Origin of the sequence: Magnetospirillum sp. XM-1 (assembly GCF_001511835.1) — a bacterium.
Lineage (GTDB): Bacteria > Pseudomonadota > Alphaproteobacteria > Rhodospirillales > Magnetospirillaceae > Phaeospirillum.
Genome location: NZ_LN997848.1, coordinates 1,903,667 through 1,928,389, shown reverse-complemented (window position 1 = coordinate 1,928,389; position 24,723 = coordinate 1,903,667). Strand labels below are relative to the sequence as shown.

16 protein-coding genes are annotated in these 24,723 nt (G+C 68.7%); 6 read left to right on the top strand and 10 right to left on the bottom strand.

All coding sequences use genetic code 11. The annotated features are described in order from the left end of the window. Nucleotides 1–266 precede the first annotated feature (266 nt). Nucleotides 267–980 (top strand): hypothetical protein, encoded by a 714-nt coding sequence (locus XM1_RS08950; protein ID WP_231920746.1) that lies wholly within the window; start codon nucleotides 267–269, stop codon nucleotides 978–980. A 97-nt stretch (nucleotides 981–1,077) separates the two neighbouring features. On the opposite strand, the gene sugE is transcribed toward XM1_RS08950, so the two are convergent. From sugE to XM1_RS08915, 7 genes are all read right to left on the bottom strand, one after another. Next, entirely contained in the window at nucleotides 1,078–1,389 is a 312-nt protein-coding gene (gene sugE / locus XM1_RS08945; protein ID WP_068432771.1) for a quaternary ammonium compound efflux SMR transporter SugE, read from the bottom strand. Nucleotides 1,390–1,457: 68 nt separating this feature from the next. Beyond that, the gene (locus XM1_RS08940; protein WP_068432770.1) at nucleotides 1,458–2,459 is read right to left on the bottom strand and encodes a peptidoglycan -binding protein; all 1,002 of its coding nucleotides are present in this window, start codon (nucleotides 2,457–2,459) and stop codon (nucleotides 1,458–1,460) included. Between the two features lie 3 nt (nucleotides 2,460–2,462). Then, nucleotides 2,463–3,611 carry a flagellar motor protein MotA gene (locus tag XM1_RS08935; RefSeq protein ID WP_068432769.1) on the bottom strand — a complete coding sequence of 383 codons (1,149 nt, stop codon included), beginning with the start codon at nucleotides 3,609–3,611 and terminating at the stop codon, nucleotides 2,463–2,465. 103 nt (nucleotides 3,612–3,714) lie between these two features. Beyond that, nucleotides 3,715–4,959, bottom strand: coding sequence for an OmpA family protein (locus XM1_RS08930; protein ID WP_231920745.1), 1,245 nt, complete (start codon nucleotides 4,957–4,959; stop codon nucleotides 3,715–3,717). A gap of 78 nt (nucleotides 4,960–5,037) precedes the next feature. After that, nucleotides 5,038–5,835, bottom strand: coding sequence for an inositol monophosphatase family protein (locus XM1_RS08925; RefSeq protein WP_068432767.1), 798 nt, complete (start codon nucleotides 5,833–5,835; stop codon nucleotides 5,038–5,040). Nucleotides 5,836–5,838: 3 nt separating this feature from the next. Further along, entirely contained in the window at nucleotides 5,839–6,405 is a 567-nt protein-coding gene (gene efp / locus XM1_RS08920) for an elongation factor P (protein WP_068432766.1), read from the bottom strand. 73 nt (nucleotides 6,406–6,478) lie between these two features. Beyond that, nucleotides 6,479–7,510, bottom strand: coding sequence for a lysine-2,3-aminomutase-like protein (locus tag XM1_RS08915; RefSeq protein ID WP_068432764.1), 1,032 nt, complete (start codon nucleotides 7,508–7,510; stop codon nucleotides 6,479–6,481). Between the two features lie 26 nt (nucleotides 7,511–7,536). On the opposite strand from XM1_RS08915, the gene epmA reads away from it, so the two are divergent. Further along, nucleotides 7,537–8,583: an EF-P lysine aminoacylase EpmA gene (gene epmA, locus XM1_RS08910; RefSeq protein WP_068432763.1), complete on the top strand. Its 1,047-nt coding sequence runs from the start codon at nucleotides 7,537–7,539 to the stop codon at nucleotides 8,581–8,583. Here epmA and XM1_RS08905 read toward each other — a convergent pair. The 3 genes from XM1_RS08905 to gph are packed head-to-tail and all read right to left on the bottom strand — an operon-like array spanning nucleotide 8,580 to nucleotide 12,194. Next, the gene (locus tag XM1_RS08905) at nucleotides 8,580–8,966 is read right to left on the bottom strand and encodes an Rrf2 family transcriptional regulator (RefSeq protein ID WP_068432762.1); all 387 of its coding nucleotides are present in this window, start codon (nucleotides 8,964–8,966) and stop codon (nucleotides 8,580–8,582) included. The two genes, epmA and XM1_RS08905, sit on opposite strands and share 4 nt — an antisense overlap. Nucleotides 8,967–8,999: 33 nt before the next feature. After that, nucleotides 9,000–11,471, bottom strand: a complete 2,472-nt coding sequence (locus tag XM1_RS08900; RefSeq protein ID WP_068432761.1) for an EAL domain-containing protein — start codon at nucleotides 11,469–11,471, stop codon at nucleotides 9,000–9,002. A 60-nt stretch (nucleotides 11,472–11,531) separates the two neighbouring features. Next, the gene (gene gph, locus XM1_RS08895) at nucleotides 11,532–12,194 is read right to left on the bottom strand and encodes a phosphoglycolate phosphatase (protein WP_068432760.1); all 663 of its coding nucleotides are present in this window, start codon (nucleotides 12,192–12,194) and stop codon (nucleotides 11,532–11,534) included. A gap of 94 nt (nucleotides 12,195–12,288) precedes the next feature. Between gph and glmU the strand changes: the two genes are divergently transcribed. The 4 genes from glmU (at nucleotide 12,289) to XM1_RS08875 (ending at nucleotide 24,708) form a co-directional block, all read left to right on the top strand. Next, complete coding sequence (gene glmU, locus XM1_RS08890; protein WP_068432759.1) at nucleotides 12,289–13,638, top strand: bifunctional UDP-N-acetylglucosamine diphosphorylase/glucosamine-1-phosphate N-acetyltransferase GlmU; 1,350 nt, start codon at nucleotides 12,289–12,291, stop codon at nucleotides 13,636–13,638. Between the two features lie 5 nt (nucleotides 13,639–13,643). Beyond that, nucleotides 13,644–15,467, top strand: a complete 1,824-nt coding sequence (glmS, locus tag XM1_RS08885) for a glutamine--fructose-6-phosphate transaminase (isomerizing) (RefSeq protein WP_068432757.1) — start codon at nucleotides 13,644–13,646, stop codon at nucleotides 15,465–15,467. Next, nucleotides 15,464–16,048 carry a septation protein A gene (locus XM1_RS08880; protein ID WP_068432756.1) on the top strand — a complete coding sequence of 195 codons (585 nt, stop codon included), beginning with the start codon at nucleotides 15,464–15,466 and terminating at the stop codon, nucleotides 16,046–16,048. The genes glmS and XM1_RS08880 overlap by 4 nt, the downstream gene beginning before the upstream one ends. A 206-nt stretch (nucleotides 16,049–16,254) precedes the next feature. Continuing rightward, entirely contained in the window at nucleotides 16,255–24,708 is an 8,454-nt protein-coding gene (locus XM1_RS08875; RefSeq protein WP_156428682.1) for a hypothetical protein, read from the top strand. Nucleotides 24,709–24,723: the final 15 nt, after the last annotated feature.

Below are 24,723 nucleotides of genomic sequence, written 5' to 3'. Positions count from 1 at the left end.
TCACGCGGGTCACAATCTGTTTACATCATCCGATTACAGATTCATTCTCGCTTATATGCTCGTATTTTCAGAGTACTACCCCCACATAGTCGATCAGCCTCCCCGCGACCGGTATTCGGCGGCGAATACCTTCGCATAGGTAATTGCCCGAAGGAGTTAAGGGAGCCGCCTGATTGTTGAGCAGGCGATATCAAGCCTAGAATCCAACCATCGCATTTGGGATTCACCTGCGATTGGAGACGGCCATGGCCCCCCTGGATTGCACGATGGATCAGACATCGAAGATCAACTGCAAGCAGATCAGCTATCGCTTCTTCACCGGAGCGCAGGCGCCGCTGAAGGCGGATCTGTTCTTCGACCGCAAGACCTTCCGCCTGGACATTCCCCCCACCGCCCCCAAGCCCGACTGGGCCCGGCTGGAGCACCACCGCTGCCCCAACTGCACGCTGTCCGACGATTGCGCCTATTGCCCGGCGGCGCTCGGCATCGCCATGTTCCTGCCCACCTTCAAGGACAGCGTCTCGCACACCAAGGCGGTGGTCGAGGTCGACACCGAGAACCGCACCATCGTCGGCAAGACCACCTTGCAATCGGGGCTGGGCTCGCTGATCGGGCTGGTCTGCGCCACCTCGGGCTGCCCGCTGACCCGTTTCTTAAGGCCCATGGCCCGCTTCCACCTGCCGTTCGCCGACGAGCAGGAGACCCTGTTCCGCTCGTTCTCGTCCTGGCTGCTGTCGGCCATCGTGCAGCAGCGCATGACCGGCACCGACGGGCCGGTGACCCTGGACGGGCTGAAGCAGCACTACCAGGACCTGTCGGTGATGAACTCGCACCTGGCCGAGCGCATGCGCAATTCGGTCAGCCGCGACGCCCTGCTGAACGCGGTGATCATCCTCGACCTGTTCGCCCAGATCGCCCCGGACAACATCGACGGCGGCTTCGAGGACATCCTGGACGCCTTCACGGTCGAGGACGAATGATCGAAATCCGAATGATCAGTTCGGATTTCGAATCCAGCGCCCATTGCGGGCGCGGCCAAGCAAACCGAAGGTTTGCGCCCGGCGAGGGACAAGCAAATCACGCCATTTTAAGGCCCATGATCCCCGCCACGATCATGGCGATACAGGCCAGGCGCAGGGCATCGGCCGGCTCGGCGAACAGAATGATGCCGGCAACCGCCGTTCCCACGGTTCCGATGCCGGTCCACACCGCGTAGGCGGTGCCCAGCGGCAAGGACCGCATGGCCATGCCCAGCAGCACCACGCTGCCCACCATGGCGGCCCCGGTCAGCACCAGGGGGATGGGCCGCGACAGCCCGTCCACGTATTTCAGCCCCACGGCCCAGCCGATTTCCAGCAAACCGGCCAGCAGAAGAAGAATCCACGGCATTTCGCAATGCTCCGCATGATCCGGGCCGTCCCGGAAGATGAAGGGATGAGGGGCGGGTCGTCCCGGCCCTACCGCTGATCGAAGCGTATCTCGATCCGGCGGTTCTTGGCGTAGGCCGCTTCGGTGCTGCCGGAATCCACCGGCTGGAACTCGCCGAAGCCCGCCGCCGCGAGGCGGTCTCTCGGCACCCCGTCGGCGGCCAGGGCGCGCAACACGGTGATGGCGCGCGCCGTGGACAGCTCCCAGTTGGAAGGGAACTTGCCCGAGGTGATGGGCCGCTTGTCGGTATGGCCGTCGACGCGCAGCACCCAGTTGAGGCCCTTGGGCATGCCGGCATTGATCTCGCGCACCGTGGCGGCCAGCTTGCGCACCTGTTCGCGCCCTTGCGGCCCCAGATCGGCCGAGCCGGTCTCGAACAGCAGTTCCGACTGGAAGACGAAGCGGTCGCCCTCGATGCGGATGCCGGGATGGTCGCCCAGCACCTTGCGCAAGCGGCCGAAGAATTCCGAACGGTACTTCTGCAACTCCTCCACCTTGCCGGCCAGGGCGACATTGAGCCGCTTGCCGAGGTCGGAGATCTGGGCCTTCTGTTCCTTGTCGCGGGCCTCGGAGGCTTCGAGCACGGCGGCCACCCGGGCCAGTTCGTCCTTGAGCGCCGCGATCTGCTGGTTGAGCAGGACAAGCTGGGCGCGCCCCTCGTCCGAGATCTTCTTCTCGGCGGCCAGCTCGGCCTCCTTCTCATCCTTCAAGGCCAGCAGCGCCGCCATGTCCTGCTGCACGCCCGACGTCCAGGCCTCCAGCTTGGCCTTTTCCGCCCGGCTGCTTTCCAGCTCCAGCTGCAGCGCGGCGTTGGCCTTGGTCTGCAGGTTGAGCTTCTCGGCCAGGGCGGCCATCTCGCGGCCCAGATCGTCCAGGGCCTTCTGGCGGCCCGACAGCGCCTGGCCCAGGAAGAACTGGGCCAGCACGAAGATCATCAGCAGGAAGACGATGACCATGATCAGCGTCGCCAGGGCGTCGACGAAGCCGGGCCAGATGTCGACGGAGCGGCGGGCGCGGCGCGACAGAGCCATGGATCAGCGCTCCAGCGGTTCCTCGGCGATGGCGGCGATGGTGCGCGCCAGCAGCCGGATTTCCGAGCGCAGCTCGGCGGTCAGCTGGTCGCGGCTGGCCACCGTCTCGTCCACCAGCCGCTTCATGCTGCCGTCCAGGCTGCGCAGATGGTTGCGGCTGGCGTCGTCCATGCCGCCGCCGGTGCCTCCCTCGACCATGCGGGCCATCAGGGCGCGGGTCTCCAGCTGCCCTTCGCCCAGTTTCAGCAACAGCGACTGCTCCACCTTCATGTGGTCGGTCAGCGCCGACAGTTTCTCGGTCAGCAGGGTCACCGAGGCGTTGACGCTGCCCCGGTTCTCCTCGCCCCGGGCGATGACCCGCTGAAGGTTGTCCAGGCTGTCGGCGGTCTGCTCCAGCAGGGCCTGGATATAGGCGGGCACCGACTGGCCGGCGCCGCCATCCTCGGCCGAGGTCAGCGGCCCGCCGGTCCCTAGGCGGGTCTGCCCGGCCAGCCATTCCTCCAGCTCGTTGTAGAAGGCGTTCTGCGCCTGACCGGCATTGAGGTCGAGGAAGCCCAGCGCCAGCGATCCGGCCAGGCCGAACAGCGAAGTGGAAAAGGCGGTGCCCATGCCGGCCAGGGGCTTGGCCATGCCGGCCTTGAGGCCTTCGAAGGCGGCGGCCGGGTCGGCGCCGCCGATGGCCAGCGAGGCGATCACCTCGCCCACCGAGCCCACGGTCTGCGACAGGCCCCAGAAGGTGCCGAGCAGTCCCAGGAAGATCATCAGCCCGACCACGTAGCGCGACAGGTCGCGCTGTTCCTCCAGCCGGGCGGCGATGGAATCCAGCACCGAGCGCAAGGCCATGGCCGACAGGCTGACCCGTCCCTGGCGCTCGCCCAGCATGCCGGCCATGGGGGCCAGCAGACGCAGGCGCCCCGAGAGGGCCGGCTGGCCCTTACGCCAGGTATCGAGCCACTCCACCTCGGGGCCGAGCAGCATCACCTGGCGGAAATTAAGCACGATTCCTGCCAGAAACACGCCCATCAGCACGGCGTTCAGCGCCGGATTGTGGGCGAAGGCCGCCATCAGCCCTTCGTGCAGCAGCGCCGCGAGGGCGGCGACCAGCACCAGGAAGGCGGCCATGCGCAACAGATAGCGGGTGGGACGGATCATGAGCGGCTCTCGGTCAGGCGACAGGCGGTCTGGCGGCAGGCGGGCAATCCCGCGCGCCGCTCACCCTGGCACGCGATCATGTCCGAAATACGGCGGACCGCCCCTAGCGCGCCACCAGCATGGCATCGACGCGGTCGGCGGCGCCGCTCTCGACCTTGTTGCCCAGCGCCCGGACCTCGATGCGGGTGGAGCGCACGCCCATCTCCATCAGGTACTTGCGCACTTCGAGCGCCCGCGACAGCGACAGACGCCGGGCCTTGCTGGCATTGGCCTCGTCGCCGGCGGCATAGGCCAGCAGCTGCAGGTTCAGGCTTTCGTCCTTGTCCATGCGCTGGGCCAGGCGGTCCAGTTCGGCGCGGGCCGATTCCGGCAGGTGCGAGCTGTCGGTGGCGAAGGGCACCGTCAGGTTGTCGCCCTTGCGGCTGGGCGCGGCGGGCGGCAGAGCCGCCAACTGGGGCGCCGGAGCCGGAGCGGGGGCGAGCACCGGAGCGGGAACGGGAGCAGCGACCACCGGCGGCGGTGCCACCGGCAGCGGCGGAGCCACGGGCGGAGCCTGCACCACGGGGGCGGGAACCACCGGCATGGGCGCGGGCGCGGCGGGAGCCGGGACGGCGGCGGGCGGCGGGGTCTTGACGAACTGCACCGCCGAGGGAGAGTCCGGAGCCTTGGCGGGCTCGGCCTTGGGCGGCTCGGGAGCCTTGGGCGGTTCGGCCTTGGGCAATTCGGGGGCCTTGGGAGCCTCGACCGCCTTGACCGGTTCCGGAACCTTGGGGGCCTCGGCCACCTTGGGCATCTCGGGCTTGGGCGTCTCGACGGCCTTGGGAGCTTCGGCCTTGGCGGGGGCCTTGGGCGGCGGCGGAGGCACCTCGGCCGCGATGTCGGGCTTGGCCGGCTTGGGGGCGGGCCCAGACGCCTTGGGCGCCTCGGCGATCTTGGCCGGCTCGCTCTTGGCGGGCTCGGGGGCCTTGGGCGGCAGGGCGGGCGGAATCTCGGCCTTGGGGGCGGGGACGGCGGCGGCCTCCTCGACCTTGGGGGCGGGCTTCGGCTTGGCGGCCACAGCCTTGGGAGCGGCGGCCTTGGGGGCCGCCTCGGCATAGGGCTTGAACGCGCCGGCCTTAGGCGAGACGGGCCGCGCCACGGGGCGCGGAGCGGCGGGAATGGCGGCCGACGGCGGACGGGTCACCAGACCCGGCAGGGTGGGTTCCGGGCCCAGCTTGTCCAGCACGTCCCAGTTGACGTCAACGCTGGGACGGTATTCTCCCACCACCACCTGGGCGGATGCGGGCGCGGCCGCGACGGATACAAGCGCTCCCAGCGCCAGCAACGCGACCTTTCTCCCCCTGCTCATCACGCCACTCTCCCGGCTGGAATCCCTCGATTTTCTTTATGGTCAGGAATCTAACCGAACCAGAGTCCGGCCACAACCCTATCCCCGCGCCGCCTTCAGCAGTTTCAGCAACGGCTGGTGCAGATGGTCGTTGGCGGCCAGCACCTGCCCGTTGTCCAGCATCTTCGAACCGCCCTGGAAGTCGGTGACGTAACCGCCCGCTTCCCTAACCAGCACGATCCCCGCCGCGATGTCCCACGGCTGGATGCCGGTTTCCCAATAGCCGTCGCAGCGCCCGGCCGCCACGTAGGCGAGGTCGAGAGCCGCCGAGCCGAACCGGCGGATGCCCGCCACCTGGCCCATCACCGCGCCCAGTTCCTTCAAGAAGACCTCATGGCCCGGGCGGCCGTGGAAGGGAATGCCGGTGGCGATCACGGTGTCTTCCAGCTTGCGCCGGGCGGAAACCCGCAGGCGGTGCTCGTTCAGGAAGGCGCCGGCGCCCTTTTCCGCATGGAACATCTCGTCGCCCAGCGGCTGGTAGACCACGCCGGCGAACAGCTCGCCGTCACGCTCGAGCGCGATGGAGATGCAGAAATTGGGGATGCCGTGCAGGAAGTTGGTGGTGCCGTCGATGGGATCGATGATCCAGCGGTGGCTCTTGTCGTCGCCGGCGACCTCGCCGCCTTCCTCCAGCAGGAAGCCGAAGCCGGGACGGGCCTTCTTCAGCTCGGCGCGCAGCGTCTTCTCGGCCTTGAGATCGGCCGAGGACACGAAGTCGGCGGGGCCCTTCTTGGACACCTGCAGCTGCGCCACCTCGCCGTAATCGCGAACGAGATTGCGGGCGGCCTTGCGGGCCGCCCCCATCATGACGTTGAGCAGGGCGGAACGAATGATCACCGCTTAGCCCTTGAACCGCTCGACATAGGTGCAGTCGGAGGTGCTGACGATGATCACCTCGCCTTCCTCCAGGAAGGGGGGAACCAGGATCTTCATGCCGTTTTCCAGCTTGGCCGGCTTGTAGGACGACGACGCGGTCTGGCCCTTCACCACCGGATCGGCCTCGACCACCTTCATCACCACCTTTTCCGGGAGCGTGATGGAGACGGGCGAACCCTCGACGAAGTCCACCTCGACCACCATGCCGTCCTGCAGGAAGCCGATGGTGTCGCCCAGGGTGTCGTTGGGCATGGTGAACTGCTCGAAGCTCTCGGAATCCATGAAGGTCATGATGGAATCGTCACGGAACAGGAACGTGCATTCCTTGGCCTCGACGTTGCACTTCTCGACGGTGTCGGCGGTGCGCCAGCGCTCGTTGGTCTTGTTGCCGGTGCGGATGTCGCGCATTTCCACGGTGATGAAGGCGCCGCCCTTGCCGGGCTGGACGATCTGGATCTTCAGCACGGCGTACTGGCGGCCGTTATGCTCGAGAATGTTGCCGGGACGAATCAGGTTGGCGTTGATCTTCATGGGAGTTCCAACAGGGCTTAAGGAAATTGGCGCGGACCCTATCAGGTCGCCTGCTGGAAGGCAAGAATACCCGTCACACCGGGAGATAGCGGTGTCCGCCGCCCTGGGGATCGGTCACTTCGCCCCCCTCCGCATCCCAATAATCGGGCCCCACCGGCACCTTGCCGGCACCTCCGGGGATGTCGAGCACGTAGGTGGGCTGGGCGATGCCGGTAAGGCGGCCGCGCAAGCGCCGCATCAGGGCCTGGCCCTCGGCGATGCTGGGGCGGAAATGGCTGGTGCCGGGCGCCAGGTCGGGGTGGTGCAGGTAATAGGGCCGCACCCGGTTCTTCACCAGGGCGCGGAACAGGTCGTCCAGCGCCTCGACGCTGTCGTTGACGCCTTTCAGCAGCACGCTCTGGGACAGAAGCGGCACCCCGGCGCGGGCCAGCCGGGCCAGACCGGCGCGGGCCGGCGGCGACAATTCGCGGACATGGTTGACGTGGACGGCCAGCCACACCGGCTTGTCCCCCTCACCCAGCAGGCGGGCCAGGGCGGCGGTGATCCGTTCGGGGTCGCTGACCGGCACGCGGGAATGGATGCGGACCAGTTCCACATGGGCGATGGCCCGGATGCGCGCCAGCAGATCCTCCAGACGCTTCACGCCCAGCATCAGCGGATCGCCGCCGGTCAGGATCACCTCGCGGATCTGGGGCCGCTCCGCCACATAGGCCAGGGCGGCTTCGGTCTCGGCCTCGGTCATGGTGGCCTCGGAATCGCCCACCCGGGCGCGCCGGAAGCAGAAGCGGCAATAGACCGGACAGACCAGGAGCGGCGTCAGCAGCACCCGGTCGGGGTAGCGGTGGACGAGGCCCTTGGCCGGGCTGTAGGCTGCGTCGCCGATGGGGTCGGCCAGCTCTTCCGGCCGGGTGACCAGTTCCTCGGCCGAGGGCACGTATTGCCGGGCGATGGGGTCGGCCGGGTCGGACCCGTCGATCAGGTCCACCACCGCGGGCGTCAACGCCACGGCGTAGGTGCGGGCCACCGGCTCCACCGCCTGGGCGGAAGCGATCAGCCCGGCGTCGAGCAGGTCCTGGGGAGTGCGAAGAGTGCGTCGGTGGGACATGGGGTCCCTTGATAGAGGAAAAGGCCATGGCAGGTAAAGAATGGTGGCGGCCCCAGGCGTTCGCGGCGCGGCGCGCCAATCTGGAGCTGCGCTCGCGCGTGCTCGGCGCCACCCGCGCCTTCTTCGCCACCCGCGACTTCGCGGAGGTGGAAACGCCCTGCCTGCAGGTCTCGCCGGGCTTGGAGCCCCACCTCAAGGCCTTCGCCACCGCGCTTGCCGATCCCTATGGCGGCCCCGACCGGCCGCTCTACCTCCACACCAGCCCAGAATTCGCCATGAAGAAGCTGCTGGTGGCCGGGGTGCCGCGCCTCTACCAGCTGGCCCGGGTGTTCCGCAATGGCGAGCGCTCGGCCACCCACCATCCCGAATTCACCATGCTGGAATGGTACCGGGCCGGAGCCTCCATCTCGGATTTGATGGCCGACACCGAAACCCTGGTGCGGGACTGCGCGCGGGCCGCCGGGGTGGAAACGCTGCGGCGGGGCGGGCTGGAATGCGATGCCTTCGCCCCCTGGCGGCGGCTGTCGGTGGCCGAGGCCTTCAATGAATACGCCGGCATCGACGTACTGGCCACCGCCCCCGACCCGTGGTCGCCCGACCGGTCGGTGCTGGCCGCCGAGGCCACGCGCATCGGCATCTCGGTCAGCCCGTCCGACACCTGGGAGGACATCTTCTTCAAGGTGATGCTGGACCGCGTCGAGCCTCATCTCGGCTTCGACCGACCGGTCATACTGCATTCCTATCCGGTCTCCATGGCGGCGCTGTCGCGCCCCTCGCCCGCCGACCCACGGGTGGCCGAGCGCTTCGAGGCCTATGCCTGCGGGGTGGAATTGTGCAACGCCTTCGGCGAGCTGACCGACGCGGGCGAACAGCGCCGCCGCTTCACCGCCGACATGGACCTGAAGGAGCGCCTCTACGGCGAGCGCTACCCCCTGGACGAGGATTTCCTGGCCGCGCTGGACTTCGGCATGCCGGATTCGGCCGGAATCGCGCTCGGTTTCGACCGGCTGGTGATGCTGCTGGCCGGAGCCGACGGCATCGACGAAGTGCTGTGGGCGCCGGTGGCGGGCTAGATCACGTCCGCCAGGGTCTTGCCGTCGAACACCGCCAGGAAGGCCATCAGCGCGTTGTCCACCAGGCTGCGCAATTTGCATTCCACGATGGGACAGGTGTCGCAGGGCTCGTGACAGGGCAGCAGGGCCAGGTTCTCCTGCTGGCGGAACAGATGGCCCAGGGCGATGTCCCGGGGCTCGCGGCCCAGGCGCAGGCCGCCATGCTTGCCGCGCACCGTCTGCACATGCCCCAGGTCGGCCAGGGAGCGGACGATCTTCTTCAGGTGCTCGGCGGAGATGTCGTAATACTCGGCCACCTCGCGCACCGTCACCACCCGGTCGCGGTGGCGTGACAGATAGATGAGCAGACGGATGGAAAAGTCGGTGAACTGCGTGATCTTCATGATGATGCCGCCCGGGATTGAGTACCCATGGTGCTACAGGCGGCCGACCCGTTCAACGACCTTGGCGACCAGACGGGTGATTTCGCCGTTCTCGCCCTGGGGCGCCAGCGCCTCCAGGTCGCCCAGCAGGGTGTAAAGCGCCTCCTCGCCGAACATGCCGCATTTGCCGCGCATGGCGTGGGCATGGTCGGCGAGCCGGGCGCGGTCGCCCGCCTCGGCCAGGCGGCGCAGCACCTCCTGGTCCTTCAGCATTTCGGCCAGGAAGGCGGGCAGCAGATGCTCCAGCCCGGCGGGAATGTTGATCCCCGCCGCCAGGCCCGGCGCCTCGGGCGCGGCGTCGATCTCGGTGGGCGGCAGCATCTCGGCCATGGCGGCCAGCAGGTCCGAGCGCGAGATGGGCTTGGCGAGGAAGCGGTTGAAGCCGGCGTCGATGGCCCGGATCCGGCTGGCCTCGGAATCGTCGGCGGTCAGCGCGATCAGCGGCACCGCCGGCAATCCGTGGGCCTCCTCGAACAGGCGGATGGCCTTGGCCACCTCGAAGCCGTCCACCTCGGGCATGCAGATGTCGAGCACCACCAGCTGGTGGCGGTTGCCGCCGTCGGTGCGCACGGCGGTGGCCTTGGCGATGGCTTCCGCCCCGCCCGAGGCTTCGTCGATGATGCAGCCGGTGCCGTCCAGGAAGTCGCGGAACACCAGACGGACAAGCTCCATGTCGTCGGCGAACAGCACCCGGATGCCATGGGGAGCCACGCCGGCCACCCCGCTGGGATGGGGCAGGCCGTGGCGCCCCAGCACGAATTCGCGGAAACGCGGACCGGAAAGCGGCGGCGAGAAGAAATAGCCCTGAGCGACGTCGCAGCCCTGACTGGTGATGAAATCCAGCTGTTCCTGGGTCTCGACGCCCTCGGCCACCACTTCCAGGTGCAAAGAGTGGCCGAGCGCGATGATCGCCTCGACCATGGTGGCGTCGTCGGCGTGCACCCCCATGTCGGCGATGAACGAGCGGTCGATCTTCAGCACGTCCACCGGGAAGCTCTTCAAGTACGACAGCGACGAATAGCCGGTGCCGAAATCGTCCACCGACAGGCTGACGCCCAGGCCCCGGATGGCCTCCATCTTGGCCAGAATCTCCTCGCCGTTGGACAGCAGCAGGCCCTCGGTGATCTCGATGGTCAGCAGCCAGGGCGGCAGGCGGGTCTCGTCCAGGGCGCGCTTGATGATGGCGACGATGTCGCCCTGCTGGAACTGCCGGGGCGAGATGTTGACGGCGATGTTGATGTCGCCCAGCCCCATGCCCTGCCAGACCAGCGCCTCGCGGCAGGCCGCCGTGATCAGCCATTCGCCGATGGGGCGGATCAGGCCGATCTCCTCGGCCAGGGGGACGAACTGGTCGGGGCTGACCACGCCGAGATAGCGGTTGTGCCAGCGCAGCAGCGCCTCGGCCGCGTTGACCTTGCCGGTCTTGACGTCCACCAGCGGCTGGAACACCAGATGGAACTCGCCCTGGGCCAGGGCGCCGGACAATTCGTCGGCCAGCTTGGAACGGGCCTGGGCGCGGGCGTCCATGGCGGGCGTGAAGAAGCGGAAGGTGTTGCGCCCCGCCTGCTTGGCCTGCTGCAGCGCCGCCGTGGCGTTGCGCATCAAGGCCTCGACGTCCTCGCCATCGCCCGGCCACAGGCAGACACCGATGGAGCACGAGATCAGGATGTGGTGATGCTCGACCACGAAGGGTTCCTGCAGCGCCTCGAGCACGGCGCGGATCACCGCCTCCACCTCCGATGTCGAGCGCACGCCCGACAGCACCATGGTGAACTCGTCGCCGCCGAAGCGCGCCGCCGTGTCGCCCTGGCGCAGGCAGTTCAGGAAGCGCCGCGAGGCCTCCTGCAGCACCTTGTCGCCGATCCAGTGGCCCAGCGAATCGTTGATGTTCTTGAAGCCGTCCAGGCCGATGAACAGCATGGCCGCCTTCGAGCCCTCGCGCCCGGCCAGGACCAGGGCCTGCAGCAGGCGGTCGAGGAACAGGTTGCGGTTGGGCAGTTCGGTCAGCGGGTCGAAATTGCTGCGCTGCCACAGCTGCTCGGCCGTTTCGCGCGCCTCGGTGACGTCGCGGAACACGGCGATGCGCCGGTCGACCGAGCCGTCCGGGCCACGCTGGCTGGTGATGGACAGCCACAGGCGGATGGGACGGCCGTCCTTGTGGCGGTCGATGACGTCGCCCTGCCATTGGCCGTGGGCCGATAGGTGCTGCCACATCTCGTCGTAGAAGGCGCGGTCGTGGAACCCCGAACTGAGCATGTGGGGATCGTTGCCGATGGCTTCCTCGGCCGCATAGCCGGTGATGGCGGTAAAGGCGGGATTGACGGCGATGATACGGTTGGCCGAGTTGGTGGCGAATATGCCCTCGTAGGCATTGTCGAACACCGCTTGGTAAAGCGACAGGCGCTCGACCTGCTGCGACAATTCCTCAACCCGCCGCTCTTGCGGCTTACCCTTACCCTCGACCACGGCGCCCCCGACATTCGGCTGGGGAGAGCATGGCCCCGAACATCTTTCAACGCAAGAGGGCTACCCCAGCAGCAACCGGGAAAGTTCCCGGAAGTCGTCGACGACCCAGTCGGCGCCCAAATCCGCCACCGGCCCGTGGCAATAGCCGAAGGACAGCGCCACGCTCCTCACCCCGGCGCGCTTAGCCGAGACGATGTCGTTGGTGGAATCGCCCACCATCACGGCGGCCCCGGCCGGCACTCCCAGGCGGTCGAGGATGCAGGTGACATGGGCCGGGTCGGGCTTGATGGAAGGCGCGTCGTCGGCGCCCACCACCAGGTCGAACCAGCGCCCCAGGTCCAAGGCCGCCAGGATCTCGGCGGTGGCGCGGCTCGGCTTGTTGGTGCAGACGGCAAGGCGCAGACCGGCGGCCTTCAGCTCGGCCAGGGTTTCCGGCACGCCGGGCCAGGGCACGGTGTTCTCGGTCGAGCGCGGCTCGTAATCGGCCAGGAAGCGCTTGAGATACGGCTCCACGTCGGGGCCCGGCATGCCGCCGGTGGCGGTGAACACCCGCGTCACCAGGGTGCCCGCCCCGTCGCCCACGAAGGACATCACCGTACGGTCGTCCAGGGCCTTGCGCCCCTCGCTCGCCAGCAGCCGGTTGACCGCCGCCACCAGATCGGGAAGCGAATGAATCAGGGTGCCGTCCAGGTCGAACAGCACCGCCTGCAATCCCATGCCCATTGAAACCTTCCGAAACAAAGATTGACTTGGCCCACTCGGGCCTTTTGTGGCACCTTCCGGCCACAACCGCAACAGATTGGGTCCAGCCCGCATCATGGCTTCAGCCAAGCTCGCCGTCATCGTCCTTGCCGCCGGCATGGGAACGCGCATGAAGTCGTCGCTGCCTAAGGTGATGCATCCGCTGGCGGGGCGGCCCATGGTGAGCCATCTGCTCGACACCGTCTCGGGCCTGGCGCCCGATCGCATGGTGGTGGTGGTCGGCCCCGACATGGAGGTGGTGAGCAACACCGTCGCCCCCCATCCCACGGTGATCCAGGCCGACCGGCTGGGCACCGGGCATGCCGTTCTCCAGGCCAAGGCGGCGCTGGGCCAGTTCGACGGCAACGTGCTGGTGCTGTACGGCGACACGCCGCTGATCACCCGGGCGACGCTGGAGCGCATGCTGGCCGAGCGCAGGGGCCCCCGCGACCCGGCGGTGGTGGTGCTGGGCTTCAAGCCCCATGACCCCGGCCATTACGGCCGTCTGGTGGTGGGCGCCGAGGGGCTGAAGGCCATCGTCGAATACCGCGACGCCACCCCTGAGCAGCGCGAGAACCCGCTGTGCAATTCCGGCGTGATGGCCATCGACGGCAACCGGCTGTGGAGCCTGATCGAGCGGGTCGACAACAAGAATTCCAAGGGCGAGTACTACCTGACCGACATCGTCGCCCTGGCGCGCGCCGACGGCGCCACCTGCTCGCACGTGGAGGGCGATCCGGCCGAGCTGCTGGGCGTCAACTCCCGCTCGGAGCTGGCGGTGGCCGAATCCCTGGTCCAGGCCCGCCTGCGCGAAGCTGCCATGGAGGGCGGCGCCACCCTGATCGATCCCGCCACCGTCTGGCTGTCGTGGGACACCAAAATCGGCAAGGACGTCACCGTCTGGCCGCACGTGGTGTTCGGCCCCGGCGTCACCGTGGGCGACAACGTCGAGATCAAGGGCTTCTGCCATTTCGAGGGCTGCAGCGTGGAAGACGGCGTGGCCGCCGGTCCCTTCGCCCGTCTGCGCCCCGGCGCCGAGATCGGCGAGAACGCCCATATCGGCAATTTCGTCGAGGTCAAGAAGTCCACCATCGAGGCCGGCGCCAAGGTCAACCACCTGACCTATATCGGCGACGCCCGCGTGGGAGCCGGCGCCAATGTGGGCGCGGGCACCATCACCTGCAATTACGACGGCTTCAACAAGTCGTTCACCGACATCGGCGCGGGGGCCTTCATCGGCTCCAACACCTCGCTGGTGGCCCCGGTGAAGATCGGCGACGGGGCCGTGGTCGGCGCCGGTTCGGTGATCACCAAGGAAGTGACCGAAGGCGCGCTGGCGGTGGCGCGCGGCTCGCAGATGGAGCTGAAGGGCTGGGCCGACCGGTTCCGCGCCCAACAGGCCGCCAAGAAAGCGAAGAAGGACTAGGCGCCATGTGCGGCATCGTCGGCATCATCGGCAAGCAGGAAGTCCCCGCCCTTCTGGTGGAAGGATTGCGGCGCCTGGAATATCGCGGCTACGATTCGGCCGGCATCGCCACCCTGGTGGACGGCGCCATCGAGCGCCGCCGGGCCGAAGGCAAGCTGGCCAATCTGGAAGCCCTGCTGAAGACCAAGCCGGTGGGCGGCCTGATCGGCATCGGCCACACCCGCTGGGCCACCCACGGCGTGCCCAACGAACGCAACGCCCACCCCCACGCCACCCAGCGGGTGGCGGTGGTCCACAACGGCATCATCGAGAATTTCCACGAGCTGAAGGCGGAGCTTTCCGCCCAGGGCCAGGTGTTCGAAAGCGACACCGACACCGAGGCGGTGGCGCAGCTGATCGACCATCACCTGGGCCTGGGAATGAGCCCGGAGGACGCCACCGCCAAGGCGCTGGAGCGCCTGCAGGGCGCTTTCGCTCTCGGCATCATCTTCGCCGGCCGGCCCGACATGATGATCGCGGCCCGCCAGGGCTCGCCCTTGGCCATCGGCTATGGCGCGGGCGAGATGTATCTCGGCTCCGACGCCCTGGCGCTGGCGCCGCTCACCCAGAAGATCAGCTATCTCAACGACGGCGACTGGGCGGTACTGACCGCCGACAGCGTGATCATCCGCGACCGCAGCGGCGCGGTGGTGACCCGCGAAGTGCGCCAGACCCAGTTCTCGGGCGCCATGATCGGCAAGGGCGAGCACCGCCACTTCATGCTGAAGGAAATCTTCGAGCAGCCGGAAGTGGTGGGCGGCACGCTCAACACCATGCTGAACCCCGCCGACCGCACCATCACGCTGCCCAAGCTGCCCTTCGATCTGGGCACGGTGAAGCGGGTGCGGATCATCGCCTGCGGCACCTCGTTCTACGCCGCCTCGGTGGCCAAGTACTGGATCGAGAAGCTGGCCCGCCTGCCGGTCGAGGTGGATATCGCCTCGGAGTTCCGCTACCGCTGCCCGCCCATGGAAGCCGACGGCCTGGCCATCTTCATCTCGCAATCGGGCGAGACCGCCGACACCTTGGCCGCGCTCCGCTATTGCCGCGAGCACGGCCAGAAGACGCTGTCCCTGGTCAACGTGCCGGAAAGCACCATCGCCCGCGAGTCCGAGGCCGCCCTGCTGACCATGGCCGGCCCTGAGATCGGCGTGGCCTCGACCAAGGCCTTCACCACCCAGCTGACCGTGCTGGCCTGTCTCGCCATCGGCATGGGCCGCGCCACCGGCGCCCTGTCGGCTAGCGCCGAGGCCGAAATCTGCCGCTCGCTGTCCGAGATTCCCGCCCGCATCGCCGAGGTGCTGCGCCGCGACGACGACATCCGCGTCATCGCCCAGGGCATCGCCGAGGCCCGCGACGTGCTTTATCTCGGGCGCGGCACCGGCTATCCCATCGCGCTGGAAGGCGCCTTGAAGCTCAAGGAAATCAGCTATATCCACGCCGAGGGCTATGCCGCCGGCGAGCTGAAGCACGGCCCCATCGCGCTCATCGACGATTCGGTCCCCGTCATCGTCATCTGCCCCACCGACGAGCTGTACGAAAAGACCGCCAGCAACGTGCAGGAAGTGGTGGCGCGCGGCGGCCGGGTGGTGTTCTTCTCCGACAAGGAAGGCATCGAGCGGCTGTCGGCCAAGGCGTTCTCCTCCATGGCCCTGCCCAGCGTCGATCCCATCGTCGCCCCCATCCTCTACGCCATCCCGGTGCAGCTGCTGGCCTACCACGTGGCCGTCGCCAAGGGCACCGACGTGGACCAGCCCCGCAACCTGGCGAAAAGCGTCACGGTGGAATGAGCGACCAACAGCCCGCCAACCAGGCCCCCAAATGGCTGAAGCCCGCCGTGGATTTCGGTCCGCTGGCGGTGTTCCTGGGGCTTTACTGGCTGAAAGGCCTGCTGCCCGCCACCGCCGCGCTGATGGCGGCGACGGCCGTCGCCCTGGTCCTGTCCTTCGTCTTCACCCGCAAGGTCGCCCTGATGCCGCTGGTCACCGCCCTGGTGGTCGGCGTGTTCGGCGGCCTCACCCTGTGGCTGAACGACGAGACCTTCATCATGATGAAGCCGTCCATCGTCTACGGCCTGTTCGCCGCCGTGCTGGGCGGCGGCCTGGTCTTGAACCGCCCCACCGTCAAGGCGGTGCTGGGCGAGGCCCTGTCGCTCGACGACGACGGCTGGCGGGCGCTGTCGCTGCGCTTTTGCCTGTTCTTCATCGCCATGGCGCTGGCCAACGAGGTGGTGCGCCGCGTCGCCAGCCTGGACGTCTGGGTCCTGTGGAAGGTGCCGGGCAGCATGGCGGCGACCTTCGTCTTCATGCTGTTCCAGATGCCGCTGATCCGCCGGCACATGGTCGAAGAAGCCCCTACCCCCGGCGAGTGACCCATTATCCCACAAGGCAAGATCGGCCCGGCAAAATCTGCCCTGGGCAAAATTTGCCGGGACGGGACTCCCGTTCATCCTTATAAGAAACATAGGAATTCGCTCGCATCTCATTACGGGTGGGGCTCGGCATGCTTTTTGCGTTGCCACGCGAAATCAGGTCTGGCGTCGCCGCGATCCGCTAGGGTCCGGCCGGAGAAGCACACATGGTCTCGTCCATATCGTCATTGAATGAGGCGCAGATCGCTCAGCTGAGCGGTGCGGCCATTCGGGACCTGACCGCGTCGGACATCCGCGAGCTCAGCTCGTTCCAGGTCGCCGCCTTCACCGTCGAGCAGATCCAGGAATTCAGCGCCACCCAGCTGTCCTCGCTCAGCACCGCCCAGATGGCGGGCCTGACCGAGACGCAGATCAGCACCCTGTCGCCCTCGCAGGTGGCCTTCAGCGGCGAGCAATTGTCGGTGCTGCTCGACGCCCAGTTCGACGCCTTCGGGGTGGACGTCATCTCGTCGCTGTCGGCCTTGCAGATCAAGGGGCTGACCGCCACCGACCTGGGCGAGATGACGGTGACCCAGTTCCGCGCCCTGGCCCCCAGCCAGCTGTCGGCGCTGTCGTCGGCCCAGATGCGCGGCCTGACCGTCACCGAGACCGGGGCGCTGACCCCCACCCAGATGACCGGCCTGGGGACGACCCAGATCGCCGCCTTGAACGGAACCCAGGTGGGCGAGCTCTCGACCGCGACCCTGGCCTCGCTGACCCAGACCCAGCTGGGCGGGTTGTCCATCACCGGCATGCTGGCGCTGTCTTCCACCCAGGTCTCGGCGTTCAGCGCCACCCAGGTGGGGGCGCTGTCCACCATCCAGGTACGCGGCCTGACGCAGACCGCGACCGGCGCGCTGAGCGCCGACCAGATCTCGGCCATGAGCGCCGATCAGATCGCCTCGCTCAGCGCCTTCGGCGTCCAGGGTCTGGCCGAAACCCAAATCGCGGTGATGAACGCCACCCAGATGGCCTCCATTACCGCCTCGCAGTTCCAGTTCCTCAACACCACCGCCATCGCCACCCTGAGCGCGACCCAGATGGCGGGCTTAAGCTCGACCCAGCTGGGCGCCATGACTGCCAAGCAGGTCGGCGGCCTGACCAACGAGCAATTGTCGGGGCTGACCGTCACCCAGATTTCCTACCTGGCGAACAGGGCGGTGGCCGGCCTGGATGGCACCCAGGTGGACCAGCTGTCCGCCGATCAGGTGGCGATCTTAAGCACCAACCAGATTCGGGCGATGTCCACCACGGCGGTGGAATCCCTGGACGCCACCCAGATCGCCGGACTGTCGGCCACCCAGATCGGGGCGCTCACCACCTCGCAGTTCGCCACCTTCTCCACCATGGAGATCAGCGGACTTTCGGCCACCCAGGTGCGGGGCCTGACGGTCACCGACATCGTCGGGCTGACCCAGGAGCAGGTGGGGGCCCTGACGCCGGCCCAGGTGGCGGCCTTCACCGCCACCCAGATCAAGGCGCTGACCGCCACCGAGGTCAGCTATCTGTCGCCCGACCAGATCCAGGCCCTGAGCGCCTCGCAGGTGGCCACCCTGGCGCTGACCGCCATGGCCGGGCTGGGGGAAAGCCAGTTGCGCGCCCTGACCGCGACCCAGTTCGCCGCCCTGTCGGCGACCCAGATCGGCATGCTGGGCGCCGAGCAGATCCACGCCCTCGACCCGACGCAGATCGCCGGCCTGAACCAGTATCAGGTCAAGGGCCTGGGCCTGCGTGCCCTGACCGAGTTCGATGAGACCCAGCTGGCCGCGCTCAGCACCACCCAGATCGGCGCGCTGACCACCACGGCGCTGCGCGGCCTCAACGAATTCCAGATGGTGCAGTTGAGCGCCGAACAACTGGGGGCGCTCAGCCAGACCCAGCTGGGCGGATTGCTCCCCACCCAGATCGCCGGACTGAACCCGACCCAGATCGGCCAGTTGAGCACCGTCCAGGTGACGGGGCTGAACATCACCCAGATCGCCAACCTGTCCAACGAGCAGATCGAGGCCATGTCCCCGGCCCAGCTGGGGGCGCTCAGCCTGATCCAGTTGCGCAGCCTGACCTCGGGCCAGCTGTCGGCCTTCACGCCCGCTCAGATGGCGGGATTGTCCACCACCCAGGTGGGCGCGCTGACGGCCACCCAGATCAAGGGATTGTCGGTCGAGGTCATCGAGACCCTGTCCGATTCCCGGCTGGCGGCGCTGTCGTCGGCGCAGATGGGGGGCTTTAGCGTCGATCAGGCGGGGGCTCTGACCGAGACCACCCTGGACCGCCTGTCCGCCACCCAGCTCGGCGGCCTGACCGCCGGACACATCCGGGGCTTAAGCGACGAGCAGTTCAACTCGCTGGACGCCACCCAGATCGGCGCCCTGTCCACCACCGGCCTGATCGGCCTGTCCCAGGACCGGGTGGGAATGCTGAGCGAGTCCCAGCTGGCCGGACTGTCGGCCACCCAGCTCGGCGGGCTGGGCGTCATCGCCCTGGCCGGCCTGACCGCCGATCAGGTCAGCCATCTGACATCGACCCAGCTGAAAGGCTTGGCCGACACCCAATTGGCGGCCCTGACCGCCGACGCGTTGCCGGGGCTGACGCCGACGGCGCTGGGCGGCCTCGCCACCACCCAGATCGCCGGCCTGACCGCCACCCAGATCGGCCTGCTCGGCACCACCCAGCTGAATGGATTGTCGCAGACGCAGATCGCGGCACTGCGCCCGGCCCAGCTGGCCGGACTGACCCAGACCCAGTTGGGCGAGATGTCGGCGACCCAGGTCAAGGCGCTGACCGCCACCCAGATTTCCGCCCTGTCGGACACCGCCATCGCCGCCCTGTCGGACACCGCCATATCGGCGCTGTCCGTCACCCAGGTTCGGGCGCTGACCGCCACCAATATCGGATTGCTCTCCGACACCCAGGTGGCGGCCCTGACGTCGACCCAGGTGGCGGCCCTGGGCGTCGCCGCGCTGCGCGCCCTGACCGAGGCCCAGGTGGCCGTCCTGTCCGCCACCCAGATGGGGGCCATGAGCATCACCCAGGTCTCGGGGCTGGCCAATTCCCAGGTGGCGGCGCTGACCCCCGATCAGGTGGCCCAGCTGTCCTTCACCCAATTGCGCGCCCTGACCACCGCCCAGTTGGGGGCCATGAGCGGTTCGCAGCTTCAGAGTCTGACCCAAACCGAGATGGCGGCCCTGACCGCCACCCAGATTCGCGGCCTGGGCGCGGCCAGCCTGTCCGAACTGTCCACCACCCAGATCGGCCTTCTCAGCTTCACCCAGCTGACCGCCATGTCCAGCGCCGCCATTCCCGGCCTGAGCAACAGCCAGATCGACGCCATGTCGATGACCCAGATCCGGGTGCTGTCCACCACCCAGATCTCCAGCTTCAGCCCCGACCAGATCTCCAACCTGTCGGCCACCGTGCTGTCGGCCCTGACGCGCACCCAGTTCGGCGGCATGACCGCGACCCAGGTCGGCGCGCTGAGCCAGACCCAGATCGAAGGCCTGAATACCTCAAGCATCGCCGCCCTGTCCGCCTCGGGCATCGCCGGACTGGCGGAGACCCAGGTGGCGGCGCTTAGCGTTACCCAGCTGGGATCGCTCACCCCCACCCAATTGGCCGGCCTCTCCGCCGCCCAGCTTTCCCAGCTGGAATCCACCGAGATCGGCGAGCTGTCCATCACCCAGCTGCGCGGCCTGACCGCGGCCCAGCTGGCCAGCCTGTCCACCACCCAGATCGAGGGACTGAGCCAGACCCAGCTGTCGGCCCTGTCCACCACCCAGATCGGCGGCCTGGGGGCGGCGCAGCTGGCGGCCCTGGGCACCTCGCATCTGGGGCAGCTGTCGGCCACCCAGGTGAGCGGTATCAGCAACACCGCCCTGTCCGGGCTGTCCAGCGCCCTGGTCGGCGCCCTGTCCACCACGCAATTGCGGGCGCTGTCGGCCACCCAGATCGGCGCCCTGTCCGAGGACGGGCTGGACGGGCTGGATTACGACGAACTGGCCGCGCTCTCGGCGTCGCAGATCCGCGGCCTGACCGCCACCCAGACGGCCAGCCTGGATTCCGGGCAGCTGGCGGCGCTCACCGCCACCCAGGTGGCGGCGATCAGCGTCACCGCCATGGGCGGCCTGTCCACCACCGGCATCGCCGGACTGGCGCCGACGCAGCTGGCGGCGCTGTCCACCACCCAGATCGGGGCGCTCGGCATCGAGCAGGTCGGCGGCCTCGACACCGCGACCATCGCGGCGCTGTCGGTCACCCAGGTCCGCGCCCTTAGCCCGTCGCAATTGGCCGGGCTGACGGCGACCCAGCTCGGCGCGCTGACCAATACCCAGGTGGCGTCCTTGTCCACCACCCAGATGCGCGGGCTGTCCGGCGACACCATCGTTAATCTGGACGTCACCCAGTTCAACTCCACCCAGATGGGGGCGCTGTCCGCCGCCGGCGTGAGCGGCCTGAGCCAGAGCCAGATCACCCAGCTGTCCTCGACCCAGATGCGGGCCCTGTCGGCCACCCAGGTCGGCTGGCTGTCGCCCACCCAGGTGGAAAGCCTGAGCTCGGCCGAGCTGGGCGTGCTGACCGTCACCCAGCTGTCGGGCCTGACCGCGTCGCAGATGGGGGCGTTGACCACCACCACCCTGGACGGCCTGACCGCCACCCAGTTGGGGGCGCTGTCCGCCACCGCCATGAGCGGCCTGACCGAGACCCAGATGTCCACCCTGGGCGAGACCCGCATCCGGGCGCTGTCCGCCACCCAGGTCAGCGGCCTGAGCGCGGCCCAGGCCCAAGCCATGACCACCCGGCAACTGGCGGCGCTGTCCATCACCCAGGTGACGGCGCTGGGCCCCAGCGCCCTGGCCGCGCTTGGCGCCGACCAGATCGAATCGCTCTCCGCCACCCAGCTCCGCGTGCTGTCGCCCACCCAGCTTTCCGCCCTGTCCGAGCTTGGGCTGGACGGCATGACGCCGACCGACATGGCGGTACTGTCCACCACCCAGCTGCGCGGCCTGACCGCCACCCAGATGGAATCCCTGTCCACCACCCAGGTGGGCGCCTTCTCGACCTCGCAGATCGGCGCATTGTCGGCCGGCACCATGGCCGGAATGACCAACACCCAGATCGCCGGCCTGAGCGACACCCAGGTCAAGGCCCTGAGCGCCGGCCAGATCGCCGCGCTGAGCCAGGACCAGGTGGCGGGACTGGGCACCACCACCCTGAGCGCGCTGACCAACACCCAGCTGCGCGGCCTGAGCGCGACCCAGCTGGCGGCGCTCTCCGCCGACCAGATCGCCGGGCTCGGCAACACCCAGCTGGCCGGGCTGTCCACCACCCAGATGCAGGGTCTGTCGGCGGACACCGTGGTCAATCTCAGCACCACCCAGCTTTCCGCCTTCTCCGTCACCCAGCTGGCGGCCATGTCCACCTCTGGCATCGCCGGGCTGTCAGCCACCCAGATCGAGGCGCTGTCTCCCACCCAGCTTCGCGCCTGGAGCGCGGCCCAGGTCGGCGCGCTGACCGAAGAGCAGGTGGGCGGGCTGTCGGCCACCGATCTGGGGGCGCTGTCCGTCACCCAGCTGGGCGGCCTGACCGCCACCCAGGTGGCGGCCCTGTCCACCACCACCCTGTCGGGCATGACGGCGACCCAGATGGGGGCGCTGTCGGCGGCCGCGGTGGGCGGCCTGTCGCCCACCCAGATGGGAGTGTTCACCGAGACCCGCATCCGGGCCCTGACCGCCACCCAGATCGCCGGCCTGCGCGAGGAGCAGATCAGCGCCCTGGCCACCACCCAGCTCACCGCGCTGGGCGCGACCCAGATCGCCGCCATCGCCGCCGGCGCCATCGACGGCCTGTCGTCGTCGCAGATGGCCAGCCTGTCCACCACCCAGCTGCGCTCGCTGTCCGCCACCCAGATGGCCGGGCTGTCCGAATCGGGCATCGACGGGCTTTCCAGCACCCAGATGGCGGCGCTGTCCACCACCCAGATCGCCAGCCTCGGCGCCGAGCAGATGGCGGGCGTCAGCACCACCCAGCTGGGCGCGCTCTCGGCCACCCAGGTGCGCAGCCTGGGCACGGCGCAATTGGGCGCGCTGGATTCGGCCCAGTTCGCCGGCCTGTCCTCCACCGGGCTGTCGGTGCTGACCGCCACCCAGGTGGCGGGGCTGGGCGGGGCGCAACTGGGCGCCCTCAACCCGGCTCAGTTGAGCGTGCTGTCGGTCACCCAGCTCCGCTCCCTGTCGGGGGCAAGCATCGGGGGCCTGTCCACCACCGGTCTGGCGCAATTGTCCACCACCCAGCTGGGCGCCCTGTCCGCCACCCAGCTGAGCGCCCTGAGCTCCACCCAGGTGGGAGGATTGCCCACCACCGCCATCGCCGCGCTGACCGCCACCCAGATCGCCGGCCTGCGGGCCACCCAGGCGGCAGCCCTGTCCACCGCCCAGCTGGCGGCGCTGTCCGTGACCCAGCTGCGCGCCCTGCCGGTGACCGCGCTGGCCGGCCTGACCGCCGAGCAGAGCGCCGGCCTCAGCCTTACCCAGGTGGCGGCCCTGTCCACCACCCAGGTGGCCAGCCTGAGCCAGACGGCGCTGTCGGGCCTGGGCTCCACCCAGGTCGCGGCCCTGTCGGCCACCCAGCTGCGCTCGCTCACCGCCGCCCAGATGGGCGGCCTGACCGCCACCCAGGTGGCGGGCCTGTCGGGCACCGCCTTCGCCTCGCTGTCCACCACCCAGCTGGCCGGCATGGGCAGCACCCAGACGGCGGCGCTGTCCACGGCGCAGCTCGGCCAGCTGACCGCCACCCAGATCGCGGCGCTGTCGGTGGGCGGCGTGGGCGGCCTGACCGGCGGCCAGATCGACGCCCTGACCATCACCCAGTTGCGCGGCCTGTCCGCCACCCAGATCGGCCAGCTGTCCGAAAGCGCGGTGGGAGACCTGACCGCCGAGGATGTGGGCGCGCTCACCATCACCCAGATCCGGGGATTGCTGGCCGAGCAGGTGGACGAGCTGGACGAGACCCAGATCGGCGCCATGACGCCCACCCAGATCGCCGCCCTGACCGTCACCGCCGTCTCGGGCCTGGCCACCACCCAGATCCACGGCCTGTCCACCGCCCAGATGGGCGGCCTGTCGGTGACCCACATGGCGGCGCTCAACACCACCGCCCTGGCCGGACTGTCGGCTACCCAGGTGGATGCCCTGTCGCTGACCCAGCTGCGCGGGCTGTCCGCCACCCAGATAGGCGCGCTGGGCACCGAGCAGATCCAGGGGCTGTCCACCGCCGACCTGGCCGGTCTGAGCAGCACCCAGTTGGCGGGCCTGAGCACCGCCGGGGTGCGGGCCCTGTCGGCCACCCAGATCGGCAGCCTCTCGACCACCTCGCTGAACGCGCTGTCCAACACCGGGTTGTCGGGCCTGTCGTCGACCCAGGTGGGTGGATTGTCGGCCACCCAGATCCGCGGACTGGCCGCCACCCAGATGGCGGCCCTGGCCACCTCGGCCATGGGCGGGCTGTCGTCGGCCCAGATGGGCGCGCTGTCCACCACCCAGCTGCGCGGCCTGACCGGCGCCCAGATGGGCGCGCTGGCCTCCGCTCAATTGAGCGGCCTGTCCACCACCCAGGTGGGATCGCTGGCCGCCACCCAGCTGGCGGGTCTCAGCGCCACCGGCATCGGCTCGTTGTCCAACACCCAGGTGCGCGGCCTGTCCACCACCCAGATCGCCTCGCTGTCGACCACCGGCATCGGCGGCCTGACCGGGGCCCAGCTGGGGGCGCTGTCCACCACCCAGCTGCAGGCGGTGACCGTCACCCAGATGGGCGCGCTGACCACCACCCAGGTCGGCGGCCTGACCGCCACCGAAATCGATTCCATGACCACCACCCAGCTGGGCGGCCTGTCGGCCACCGGCATCGCGTCGCTGTCCACCACCCAGGTGCAGGCGCTGACCACCACGCAGATTTCGTCGCTGTCGCAATACGGCATCTGGGGCATGACCGTCACCGAGCTGTCGGCCCTGTCCACCACCCAGATCGGGGCGCTGACCCCGTCCCAGGTCAACGCCCTGTCGCCCACCAGCATCGTCGGACTGAGCGCCGAGCAGCTGGGCAGCCTGGACGCCACCCAGTTCTACGCCCTGGCCGGGGAACAGATCGCCGCGCTGACGCCGACCCAGATCGGCAGCCTGTCCACCACCCAGATCGCCCAGATGGACCAGGAACAGCTGGGGTCGCTGACCCGCATGCAGATCCGCGCCCTGTCCGCCACCCAGGTGCAGGCGCTGACCGACACCCAGATCCAGGCCCTGACCACGGTGCAGGTGACCAACCTGACCGGCTCCCAGCTGCAGGCGCTGACCAACACCCAGTTCGCCCGCCTGTCGGCCACCCAGATCGGCGCCATGACCCCCACCCAGGTCAGCAATCTCAGCACCACCGAGATGGCGTCGCTGTCGGCGGGCCAGCTGAGCGGCCTGACCACCACCCAGGTGTCGGGGATGTCCACCACCAACGTCGCGGCCCTGGCCCCGATCCAGATCGAGGCGCTGACCGCCACCCAGGTGGACGCCTTCACCACCACCCAGATCGCCGGCATGACGCCCGAGCAGATCGCCGCCCTGGAATCGGCCGTCGCTTAGAGTCTGTCCGAGTTT